At 66.4% G+C, this 11,025-nt stretch carries 13 protein-coding genes; 9 read left to right on the forward strand and 4 right to left on the reverse strand.

Translation table 11 applies throughout. The features are described from left to right. The first annotated feature begins 133 nt into the window (after positions 1 to 133). The 7 genes from U1839_RS23215 (at position 134) to U1839_RS23245 (ending at position 4,815) form a co-directional block, all read left to right on the forward strand. Positions 134 to 631 carry a hypothetical protein gene (locus U1839_RS23215; RefSeq protein ID WP_332805950.1) on the forward strand — a complete coding sequence of 166 codons (498 nt, stop codon included), beginning with the start codon at positions 134 to 136 and terminating at the stop codon, positions 629 to 631. Positions 632 to 889: 258 nt separating this feature from the next. After that, positions 890 to 1,423 (forward strand): hypothetical protein, encoded by a 534-nt coding sequence (locus U1839_RS23220; RefSeq protein ID WP_332805951.1) that lies wholly within the window; start codon positions 890 to 892, stop codon positions 1,421 to 1,423. Then, a complete protein-coding gene (locus tag U1839_RS23225; protein ID WP_332805952.1) occupies positions 1,420 to 2,244 on the forward strand; it encodes a hypothetical protein in 825 nt (274 codons plus the stop codon). The genes U1839_RS23220 and U1839_RS23225 overlap by 4 nt, the downstream gene beginning before the upstream one ends. Positions 2,245 to 2,361: 117 nt before the next feature. After that, positions 2,362 to 3,045 (forward strand): VC0807 family protein, encoded by a 684-nt coding sequence (locus U1839_RS23230; protein ID WP_332805953.1) that lies wholly within the window; start codon positions 2,362 to 2,364, stop codon positions 3,043 to 3,045. 470 nt (positions 3,046 to 3,515) lie between these two features. Next, positions 3,516 to 3,878 carry an ArsR/SmtB family transcription factor gene (locus U1839_RS23235; protein WP_332805954.1) on the forward strand — a complete coding sequence of 121 codons (363 nt, stop codon included), beginning with the start codon at positions 3,516 to 3,518 and terminating at the stop codon, positions 3,876 to 3,878. Beyond that, complete coding sequence (locus U1839_RS23240) at positions 3,859 to 4,368, forward strand: SRPBCC domain-containing protein (protein ID WP_332805955.1); 510 nt, start codon at positions 3,859 to 3,861, stop codon at positions 4,366 to 4,368. Before U1839_RS23235 ends, U1839_RS23240 begins: the two co-directional genes overlap by 20 nt. Positions 4,369 to 4,434: 66 nt before the next feature. Then, the gene (locus U1839_RS23245) at positions 4,435 to 4,815 is read left to right on the forward strand and encodes a hypothetical protein (protein ID WP_332805956.1); all 381 of its coding nucleotides are present in this window, start codon (positions 4,435 to 4,437) and stop codon (positions 4,813 to 4,815) included. Between the two features lie 134 nt (positions 4,816 to 4,949). Here U1839_RS23245 and U1839_RS23250 read toward each other — a convergent pair whose 3' ends face one another. After that, complete coding sequence (locus tag U1839_RS23250; protein WP_332805957.1) at positions 4,950 to 5,162, reverse strand: hypothetical protein; 213 nt, start codon at positions 5,160 to 5,162, stop codon at positions 4,950 to 4,952. Between the two features lie 154 nt (positions 5,163 to 5,316). Between U1839_RS23250 and U1839_RS23255 the strand changes: the two genes are divergently transcribed. Both U1839_RS23255 and U1839_RS23260 read left to right on the forward strand, forming a co-directional pair. After that, positions 5,317 to 5,643: a hypothetical protein gene (locus U1839_RS23255; RefSeq protein WP_332805958.1), complete on the forward strand. Its 327-nt coding sequence runs from the start codon at positions 5,317 to 5,319 to the stop codon at positions 5,641 to 5,643. 121 nt (positions 5,644 to 5,764) lie between these two features. Beyond that, on the forward strand, positions 5,765 to 6,178 hold the full coding sequence (locus U1839_RS23260; protein WP_332805959.1) for a PilZ domain-containing protein: 414 nt from the start codon (positions 5,765 to 5,767) through the stop codon (positions 6,176 to 6,178). Positions 6,179 to 6,220: 42 nt separating this feature from the next. Here the strand turns inward: U1839_RS23260 and U1839_RS23265 are convergent, their stop codons facing one another. From U1839_RS23265 to U1839_RS23275, 3 genes are all read right to left on the reverse strand, one after another. After that, positions 6,221 to 6,436 carry a hypothetical protein gene (locus U1839_RS23265; protein WP_332805960.1) on the reverse strand — a complete coding sequence of 72 codons (216 nt, stop codon included), beginning with the start codon at positions 6,434 to 6,436 and terminating at the stop codon, positions 6,221 to 6,223. Between the two features lie 93 nt (positions 6,437 to 6,529). Continuing rightward, a complete protein-coding gene (locus U1839_RS23270) occupies positions 6,530 to 7,222 on the reverse strand; it encodes a DUF6629 family protein (RefSeq protein WP_332805961.1) in 693 nt (230 codons plus the stop codon). 190 nt (positions 7,223 to 7,412) lie between these two features. Further along, positions 7,413 to 11,025 (reverse strand): hypothetical protein (locus U1839_RS23275; protein WP_332805962.1); only part of this gene is annotated, 3,613 nt, incomplete at its 5' end.

Consider the following 11,025-nt stretch of genomic DNA (forward strand, 5'->3'; position numbering starts at 1 on the left):
GCCGGCCTCGAAAAGCAATGGCCTGCACGCGTGCAGGCCATTGCTTCACCCGCGCTGACGCGCGACAACCACGAACGGACTCTAGTTTTGGCTGGATGAACGTTGGGGGTCACGTCAGGACAAGATCAATTGGATGGTTACGAACGTCGGAAACCGCCCTGGCGTCATCGGTAACGGCTATGTCAAATTCACGGTGACCGACGAACTCTCGGGCCTCGATGAGGCTTGGATGGTTTCGACGAACCCCCAGATAGTTCAGCCCAACGGTACAGCCATCATTTCCCAGACCTTAGACCACAGCTTCCTCCAGAACATCTGGAGGGCAATAGATCATGCAGAAAAGCGCAGTCCCGGACATAGGTTGATTAAGAGCGACGATCAGCGCGCGGGATGGATCGGCGTCACAGTAACACTTCCGTCGAAAGATTACCGTGGGCAGAGGTCCAACACAGTGTGGAATGGGTACCTTGAATGCATTCAAGATTCCTGCCTGTTTAGCAGTACGAAGCTCGACTTCGACGTGGCCGATCTAAACGCCGCAACAAATCGATCGCCCACAGCCGTGGCTAGAGACTGGCACCCGCCCGAGTGGCGGGATGGTGCGGTTCGAGCATCTCCGTCAGAGTGGTAGCGTGAACTCCGTGCTGACCGTGATGATGGTCCTCTCGGCCCCCGCGCCGAGCGCTGAACGACCGCTTTCCTGCAGACCCGGTCGTTCGCGCCTCTGGCTCACGGTTACCAAGCGTATGATTCTCACCACTAGGAAGACCGCGACCGTGGCAATGTCCCGAATTACGTTACCGCAGGCAAATACCCCGCAAGTCTCATCGCCCTTCACCTTGCCCCCCAACAAATCCGCGCTATCCTCCCGCCCCACGGGAGGGCATTTATGCAAGCGCAATGGATTCCGGCGGCTATTCTCGCGGTAACCGCCGCGCCGCTCTCCGCGCAGACCGCCCCACCGGTGGAGCAGGCGGAAGCCCTGCCCGACCTCGCCGTCCCCGCCGACAAGCTAGGTGACGACCGCAAATATATCATCTTCCACAAGCCGGGCGTGACGGTGGAGCAGGCGCGCGCCGATCTGTCGTTCTGCTGGCGGTTCCTGCCGCATGGCGTGTCGCGCCAGGCGCCGGGTTTCGTGCCGTGGCGCAAGGCCGATGCCAACCGGCCGGTGAGTTATGACGGCGGTGCCTATGGGCTGGTCGGCGTGGCGATCGCCGCGATCATCGCCGGGCCGCTGGAGCGCAGCATCCGCCAGTCGCGGCTGTATCGCTGCATGGTGCCGCGCGGTTATGCCCGGTATCGCACGTCGGAGGATGTGTGGAAGCTGCTCAACAGCGGCAGCGAGGCGCCGCGCGCCATCATGCTGCAGGCGCGGATCGCCGCCGGCCCGACCCCGCCCACGCCGAAGGTGGAACCATGAGCATGTTTCCGCTGCGCTGGCTGCTGGCAGCGCTCGCGCCGTTTGCCGCGCTGTGCGCGGTGCCCGCCGCCGCAAAGGACGTGCCCGAATATCGCCAGTTCAGGGCGGGCGAGCCGATCGTCATCGCGCCCGACAAGGCCTATGTGCTGGTGCGGCTCGATACCGATCTGAGCAAGTTCGGCGCGCATATCCTGCGTATCCCCGCGCAAGCCGAGATCGACGCGTATGAGGTGGCCAAGCGCGCCGCCTTCGACAAGGCCGGCAAGAAGGCGGGGGCGTACGAGTCCTTCGTGTTCGACTATGACAAGGCGTATAATTATTTCGCGCTGGCGCCGGGCAAGCCGCTGGCGATGTCGGGCAAGATGGCGCTGGTGCTGGCCGAGATTCCGCCCGGGGATTATGTGCTCTACGGCATGGGCTTCGGCAATTATCTGTACGAATGCTTTTGTTACGGCACGGTCGGGTTCCACGCCAAGCCGGGCGAGGTGACCGACCTGGGATCGATGCTGTTCGCCAAGGCGTGGCAGCCCTCGCCGGTGCCCGAGCTGGCGGGCGAGGTCGATCTGGGGCGGACGGCGGTGATGGACTATGGCCTGTTCGCGGCGGCGCTCAGGCCGCGACGGGCGGACGATGCCGCGGCGCCCGGGGTGGACGCGGCGCGGGTCGTGCCCGCCGCGCTGCATGCGGTGGGGGCGTTCGTCGAGACCAACACGCTGCTGGTCAACCGACTGGCGGCGATCCCGGGCGTTCTGGCCTATCGCGAGGGGCATGTGATCGACGTGGCGAGCGGGCGGGATGTGACGGAAGAGACGGTGAACTGACGCGCGGCCGGGCGGGTCGTCCGAGGGAGGATCGGAGTGGCCGGCGGTTGCCGCCAGCCCACCCTTGCCCCCTCCCCCCACCGGGCTATCCTCCCCCAACACCACAGGAACCACCGCTTGGACGCCACACCGGGGCCGATGGCCCGCATCACCGGCTATCTGCGCGCGCATGGCGGGCGGGTGCTGTTCGAGCTGCTGGTCAACTTCATCCTGCCCTATGTGATCTACAGCGCCGCCGAGGCGCGGCTGGGCGAGGTCGGGGCGTTGCTCGCCTCGTCGGCGCCGCCGATCCTGTGGAGCCTGGGCGAATTCGCGCTGCACCGGCGGCTCGACGCGCTGTCGGTGCTGGTGGTGGCGGGCATCGCGCTGTCGTTGCTGGCGATGATCGGCGGCGGGGGCGCGCAGTTCCTCCAGCTGCGCGAGAAGCTCGTCACCGGGGTGATCGGGCTGGCGTTCCTCGGGTCGGCGGCGATCGGCCGGCCGATGATCTATGAACTGGCGCGGGCGAACATGCGGCGCCGATCGGAGGGCGAGGCGGAACAGTTCGCCGCGTTGCAGGTCCATGCCGGTTTTCGCCGGACGATGACGGTGATGACGCTGGTGTGGGGGCTGGGGCTGATCGCCGATGCCGCACTGTCGGCGGTGCTGGTGTTCACGATCAGCGTGCGCGCCAACCTGATTGTCAATCCGCTGATCGGTTATGGCACGATGGGGGCGCTGGGGTTGTGGTCGTTTGTTTATGGGCGGCGGCCGCGGCGGCGGGGGGAGGCTCGGATGGGGGTGGCTGGGGGAGCGGGGTAGAACTCGACCAAGCTTTGCGGAGCAGCCCCGGTCTCCTCCCCTTCAGGGGCTGCGGGTCGGTCATGCCCCCGGCATGACCTGAACGGCGCGGGGCGCCGTTAACCCGCAACTGGGTTGGGGGTGGGGCCTCTCCTCAAGCGCAGCGTTTGCGGGACTGCCCCACCCCAACCCCTCCCCTGAAGGGGAGGGGCTTGAGAGAGTCGCGATGGCCGGACTTGGTATTGGTCGTCGCGCAGATGCCGGAAGAACGGGATTGCGGGGTCTGTTTTCCGTGCGCGGGCGCCTTGCTCCAAGCCCCTCCACCATTTGCTGAAGTAGCAAATGTGTTCGAGCGAGATTGTGTTCCCCGAACACAATCTTGATTTGCCGGGGGCAAATCAAAGCTCGAACACCCTCCCCGTTCCGGGGAGGAATTAAGGAAGCAATGCCCCCCTTGCGTACGGCTCTACCCCGCGCTAATACTGAACCATATGGTTCAGCATGCCCTTGCCCCGCTCGATGCTTCGTTTGCCGCCTTGTCGGATGCGACGCGGCGGGGGGTGTTGGAGCGGCTCGAGCGGGCCGAGGCTTCGATCAGCGATCTGGCCGAGGCGTTCGCGATGACGCTGACGGGGATGAAGAAGCATGTCGGGGTGCTGGAACGCGCCGGGCTGGTCACGACCGAGAAGGTCGGGCGGGTGCGGACGTGTCGGCTGGGGCAGCGCGGGCTTGAGGCGGAGGCGGCGTGGATCGCGCGTTATCGCGAGCGCTGGGCGGCACGCTTCGATGCGTTGGACAGGGTGGTCGAGCAACTGAAAGAGCAGGAGAAAATCGATGGCGCAGACAGGCAATGAGCCGGGCACGGCGGCGGGCGGCATGACGGCGGAGCGCATTTCCGACCGCGAGACGCTGGTGACGCGTAGCTTCGACGCGCCGGCGCGGCTGCTGTTCGCGGCGTGGAGCAAGGCCGAGCTGTTCCGTGAGTGGTGGGTGCCGCAGTCGTACGGCATGACATTGCTGTCGTGCGAGATGGATGTGCGGGTCGGTGGCGGTTATCGCCTGGTCTTCAAACATCCGGAATCCGCCGAGCCGATGGCTTTTTTCGGGCGCTATCTCGACGTGGTGCCCGACACGCGCATTTCCTGGACCAATGAGGAAAGCGAGAATGGCGCGGTGACGACGGTGACCTTCACCGAACAGGACGGGCGGACGACGGTGGTGATCCACGACCTCTATCCGTCAAAAGACGTGCTCGACGCCGAGATCGAGTCCGGCGCGACCGGCGGGATGGGTGAGACGCTCGACCAGCTGGCGGCGTTCGTCGCGACGATGGCGGCGGCGTAGGAACGGCGCGGGCGGCGCGCGTTTCCGTTCATTGTACGGCAAGGTCGATCCGGGTTATGATCGGGGATGACCCAGCCGACATCGCTCCGCCGCCGCGCCCTGCCGATCATGCTCGGCCTCGCCATGGCGGCATGCGGCTGGCCGGTGGCCGGGATGGCGCAGGTCGCCGCACCGGTGACGCCGGCCGCGCATGACGCCGACACCATCCGGCTGAGCGACGAACAGCGCAATGCCATCCTCGCCGGCAACACGGTGGAGAGCGCGGCGGCGGCGCGGGGTGAACTGAGCGGCGCCGGGCGGGCGGCGCGCGGCGTCCATGGCGAGGTCGGCGTGATGATCGGCACCAATGGCGCGCGCGGCATCTATGGCGTGGCGGCGATCCCGCTGGGCGAGCATGGCGAGGCCGTGGTGTCGTTCGAGAACAGCCAGTACGGACGGCGGCGCTAGCGCGGGCTGCGCTTTTCGGACCGTTCCTGCGCTAAAGCAGGATGTGATTAGTTTGAATCGCATCCTGCTCTATAATCTCTTGTTGTCGCGGGATTTGTAGCGAAAAGTCGGTTCCCACTTTTTCGCATCCCGCTCTAGGACCGCGTCGCCTCTGCTGCGCGGCTGTCATAGTCTGCGGCCATTTCGAGATGCAGCGCGCGCGCGCCGGTCGCCGTGGCGCGTTCGGCGAGCTCGCGCGCCTTTGCCGCGTGGCGGGCATAATAAGCGTGATCCGACTCAGGCGATCCATCCGGCGCGACGCTCCACTGGCGGCCCGCAGCGGCGGGGTTTTGGGACATATCATTCATTGCGCGCTCCCTGGCGACGAACCGCCTGCGGGGCGACAACGCGCCGCAACGCAAAAGGGGTCCCGCCCGCCAGACGCGCGGACTTCGGGCGAAGCCGCATGGAACCAGTCGTGAATTCAAACGCTTGACCCTCCAGCAACAAAAGGAGGATCGATTGGCAGAATATCGCAACACCGACGGCACGACGACCGTGGTAGAACGACGCTCGAACGGCGGGCTGATCATCGGGGTCATCCTGGCCCTGGCGGCGATCGTGGTGGCGTTCCTGTTCCTCACCGGCTTCTGGAGCGCCGACGTCAAGAAGAGCGGCTCGCTGCCCGACGTGCATGTTTCGGCCGAAGGCGGCAGCCTGCCGCAGGTGGCGGTCCATTCCAAGGAAGTCGTCGTCGGCACCAAGGCGACCAAGGTGACGGTGCCCAAGGTCGAGACGACCCAGGCAACCGTCGAGGTCCCGGTGGTGGGCGTCAAGGACGGCAAGTAATCGTTCACCGCGCGAAGCAGAAGCAAGCGTGGTGCATGATGATCGTGACAGCCCGGCGCCGCAATGCGCCGGGCTGTTTCGTCATGGGAATGTGCCGCCGTGACCGGCCGGGAAAAGGTCCGTGGTTAACAACGGTCGAAGCACGAAAAATTGGAACCGGAATGGTGTGACCCGGTTGTATCCGCATCATCTTGCGGGAAAAATAATGGGTATCGAGCGTCGCAGGTCAAGCCGGCAGGGTATCGCGCGGCGCTGGAAGACCTTTTTGCCGATCGCGCTGGACAGCAGCCAGGGCAGCGCGCGCGGCCATGTGCTCAATCTGTCGGCGGGCGGCGCGCTGGTCCATTCGGCGACGGCGCATCGTGTCGGGACGATCGTGCGGCTCACGCTGGGCGATTTTCAGCTTTCGGGACGCGTGGCGTGGCGCGACGGCGAACGCTTCGGCGTCGCCTTTATGACGGCGTTGCCTGACTTTACCGTGGAGCGGGCCATCGCGGTGCCGAAGATAGCGCTCGTCCTGGAACAATTGGCATAACGCGCCCGATCGGCAGGCGCGACGCGTACCCTTTCGGACGCGTCAGCGCGACACGCTGTCCTGCGCGGCTGCCGAGACTCCGCTGTCGATCGCTGGTTGCGCGCTGCGCGCGACCTTGGCCTCATAATCCTCGGCGATGGCGATGTGGATCGCGCGGGCGGTCTCGGTCGTCGCCTCGGCGGCGAGGGTGCGCGCGCGGCGCGCCCAGGCTTCATATTGCGCCTTGTCGGGCGGCGGTGGCTCGGTCCTTGTGCGCATCGCTTCGCCCTATCACCTCGTCGTGACCTCCGCATGACGCGCGACCGGCAAGGCGGTTCCCGGCGGCGCTTTCCGCGCGGGCAAATCGCACGACTAGCGCCAGCGCAGCAACAGGGGGCGGAGAATCGGCGAGGTACCGTTCGGAGTCGCGAGGTCGATCGTGCGGCGGGCGAACTGCCAATAGAGCATGATGCTGAGCGCCGCGGCGTAGAAGCACCATACCGAGGCAAAGGCATTGCCCTTGACCAGCGCGACGATCGTCAGGCCGATGGCGTTGAGCACGCCATAGGCGCGCACGACACGGTGGCTCGACAGCAGCATCGCGCCGCAAGTGGCGAGGACGTAGAGGCCGGAGATCAGCAGATTGCCGGTCATCGGATTGCGATAGGCGATCGAGTGATGCGAGATCAGCGCGGTATCGGGATAAAAGAGCAGGCCGTGAACGTCCCACAGGCACACCAGCGCACCGAGTCCGGTCAGGACGCGGATGGCGGTGCGGCGCGGCCCGCGCGGTTCCATCAACAGGATCGCCAGCGGCATCAGCAGCGGCAGCAAGCCGTGCGCGTAGAGCATGAAGGCGAAGATCGCGCGATCGAGCGCGGCCTTGCCGATATGACCTTCGAGGCCGAGCCAGACCACCCCTTCCGCAAACTGATGCGCCGCGAACAGCAGCGGCACCGAGGCAAAGAGCAAGGTGCGCGGCTCGCGCACGTGGCGCAGCGTCGCCACACCGATCGTCCCCAGCACGCCGGTGGCGACGAAGCTGGCCGTGGCCGAGAAGCACATCGAATTTCCCCCGGATGACGACCAAAGCGCGCCGCGCCGATGTGGCGTGGTTCGGGCCGGTTGGCCAGCGTCATGAGGTCGTTGGCGTGTAAAGCGGGCCGGCCGCAGTTGAGCACCGCGACCGCTACCGCAACCCCTCCCCCGATTGGGGAAGGGGTTCAGTGTCGTGCACCGTTGCCGGGTGTGTGGCTCAGAAGTTGAAGCGCAGCCCGGCGTTGACGGTGAAGCTCTTCAGCCGCGATCCGTCATTGATGTTGCCGACCACGAAGCCCGAGACGCGGCCGTCCGCAGCGGTGCCGATAAGGCCGACCGAGTAGCGCATCGCATTCTTCCAGCTGACCGTATCGAGCGAGAAATTGGTCACCGGCGCGCCGAAGGCGAAGCTCGAGCTGTCGCCGCTCGACCAGTTTTCGAGCCGTGCCGCGCTGACGAAGGGCTCGAAGGTCACGCCGGTTGGGTTGCCGCCACGCCATGACAGCCGCAGGCCCGCCTGACCGACCTTGGTCTGGTCGCTGCCCGGCGTCCACACGCTGAGCGGATCGATCTGCACCGCATCGATCGCCGTGTCGGCATAGTGGAAGCTGGCGAACGGCGTCGCGGCAAAGCCGGTCGCGCCGCCGACACGGTAGGACGCGCGCAGCGTATAGGCGGTGGCGCTGCCCTCGACCTTCTGCGTGCCGGCCGCACCGAACAGCGTCGGCATGGCGAGCTTGTAGTGGCGCCATTCCTTGCGGATGCTGCCCTCGATCGCCGCGGCGCCGTTGCCGACCACGAGATAACCGCCGAGGAACGGCGTCTCGACCTTGATGCGATCGACCGCGGTGAGCGCGACCCGACCGTCATACCAGCCGCCGGTCAGCCCGACATTCACGTTCCAGCCATGGCCACCGAGATTGAGGAAGCCGAGATCGGCGCCGAACTGGGCGGATTCATGGACGGTACGGATCCGGCTCGACCCGGTATAGGTGACGCCGCCACCCACCAGCGTCGAGCTGATCGTCTCGTTTGTGTGGCCGCCACCACCGCGGATCCACAGGCTGAAGCGCGTGGCGCCGGCCGGGGGATCGTTGCGCATGGTGACGAACGGGCTGATCGGCTCGTCGAGATTGGCCGAGGCCGCTTCCGCCATATAGCTCAGATTGCCGAGCGGCATGGCCAGCGGGTTGACCGTCTGGATCAGCCCGAACTGGGTGTTGCTGGCCGGGTTACGGCCAAAGCTGTCGAGGATGAAGCCGGTCGTGTCGAACACCGTGTTCGAGGTGAAGGTGGTCGCCGCGGCGCCGGGCACGACGGTGACGATCGGCAGGAAGCCGCCCGGCACGAAGCTGCGCGTGCCGACGCGGTTGAGCGTGACATTGGTGTTGCCCGAGGCGGTGCCGCCGATGACCATGCGATCCGCGCTGGCGGCGACGGTGCTGTAGTCGACGAAGAACTGGCCGCCGCCGCTGTAGTTGCCGCCGACCGTGACGAGGTTGGTCGTCAGGTTGTTCTGGGCATTGATGATCCCGCTATTTGCGAGCGTGCCGTTGGTGGTGAAGCTGCCCGCACCGGCGAAAGCGATCCGGCCGCTATTGTCGGTGTTGCCGAGGATGCCCAGCGTGCCGCCCGCGCCGATGTTGATGGTGCCGGCATTGGTCAGGCCGCCCGAGAAGCTCGAGCCGCCGGACCCCAGATTGGCCACCGCGCCGAGCGCGTTGGTCCACAGGGCGCTGCTGGTACCGCTGACGTTGACCGCTCCGTTCAGGATGCCGAAATTCTGCAAGGCGAACGTGTTGATACTCACGCTGGCGACGATGGCGTTGGGGCCGGTGATCGTGCCGCGATTGACGATTCCCGCACCGCCAAAGCCGGTCATGTCGATCTGGACGCCGGTGGTCGTGGCGGTGATGAGGCCCGAATTGGTGACGGTAGCACCACCCCCGCTTGGCATGGTGAGCGCAACGCCGACATCGGCGGCGATCTTGCCGGTCGCTGCCACGGTCACGTCGACCGAGCCCGGGGTCGAACCGACGGCGACGCCAGCCCTGCCCGCCCCCGTTGCCCTGACCTCCCCGGCAACCGCAATCGTGATATTGCTGATGAACGAACTGCTGGTAGCCGTGATGCCATTTCCGTTGGTCGCGGTGATCAACGTGCCGGCGGCCTGATTGACGACGATGCGGCTATGGTCGCCTCCAACCGCGGCGCCGATACCGGTGCCGTTGGAAGCGGCGATGTTGGCGTTGGCATTGATCGTCACGATGCCGTTGCCGGACGAGGTCCCAAGGATACCGGTGGTGACGGCGGCGACATCACCGTTTGCCGTAACCGTCGCGTTACCGTTGTTCGACATTACCAGAATGCCGATATCGGTGTTGCCGGTAACCTTGCCCGTGGTGGTGACGGTGGCATTGCCGGCGCCGCCGGCCTGGGCGCGGATCGCGGCGCCGCCGGTGGCGGTGACCGTCGATGCGGGCGTGATGACGACATTGCCGCTGGTGCTGAAGCCGGAGATGCCGATGCCGCCATTGGCGGTGACCGCGCCCGTGCCGGAGATCGTCACCGTGCCGCTGGTCGCGTTCGCGGTGATGCCGTTCGTCGCGCCGACGACCGTCCCGGTGGAGAGAATGTCGATATTGCCCGACGTGGAGGCCGCCGCGATCCCCGTCGCGGCCGTCCCCGTGATGTTGCCCGAGCCGCTCACCTTGACGCTGCCGCTGCCGGCATTGGTGGCAATGATGCCCGTGGTGCCCGACACGGTGCCGGCGGCGACATTGACCGCGCCAGCACCGGCGGCGCTGGTCTGCTGCGCGATGATCGCGGTGTTGCCGGTCGACGAGACGCTGGCGGCAGCCACCGTCACCGCGCCGCCGGTCGACAGCGCGAAGATGCCGTTGCCACTGGTCGCAGTCACCGGACCCACGGTGGTGACCTTGGTCGAACCCTTGCCGAAGTTCTCGGCGTCGACGCCGAACCGCGCATTGACCGAGCCGTTGGCGGTGACGTCGATGTTGCCGGTCGCCGCCGCCGGCAGGATCGCCGCGACCATGCCGGCATTGCCGGCCTGGATGTTGCCATTAGCGACCTCGGTGACATTGGCGGTGGTCGATGCGGACCGGACGTCGATCGCATTGTTCGCACCAGCCGCGGTGACGGCAGCGGTGGTAACGCTGATATTGCCGCCGAGCGCGGTGTCGCGCACGACCACGCCATTGCCGCCGGTCGAACTGCTCGCGCCCGAGATGTTGACGGTCGTCGTGCCTGCGCCGTTATTGAGGATGTTGGCCGCGTCGCCGGTCCCGCCGACGAACCCGCCGGTGCCCGTGACGCTGATGTTGCCCGCGCCGACCAGGCTCAGGCCGAGGGTACCACCGGTCACCGTCTGATCGACCACGACGCTTACCGCGCCGTTGCCGGTTACCTTGATGCCCTCGGCTGCCGTGCCGGTCACCGTGCCGTGCGTGGTGACGCCGATCGCGCCGCTGCCGGCGTTGTTGACCACGATGCCGGTCGTACCCGAGACAGTGCCGGCCGTGACGTTGACCACTCCGGTTCCCGCGCCGCTGGTCTGCTGCGCGATGATCGCGGTATTGCCGGTCGAGCTCACATTGCCCGCGTTGACCGTCACCGCGCCGCCGGCGGTCAGCGCGAAGATGCCGTTGCCGCTGGTGGCGGTCACCGGGCCAACGGTGGTGACCTTGGTCGAGCCCTTGCCGAAGTTCTCGGCATCGACGCCGAACCGCGCATCGATCGATCCGTTCGCGGTGACGTCGATGTTGCCGGTCGCCGCTGCCGGCAGGATCGCCGCCACCATGCCGGCATTG

Origin of the sequence: Parasphingomonas halimpatiens (assembly GCF_036663795.1) — a bacterium.
Lineage (GTDB): Bacteria > Pseudomonadota > Alphaproteobacteria > Sphingomonadales > Sphingomonadaceae > Sphingomonas.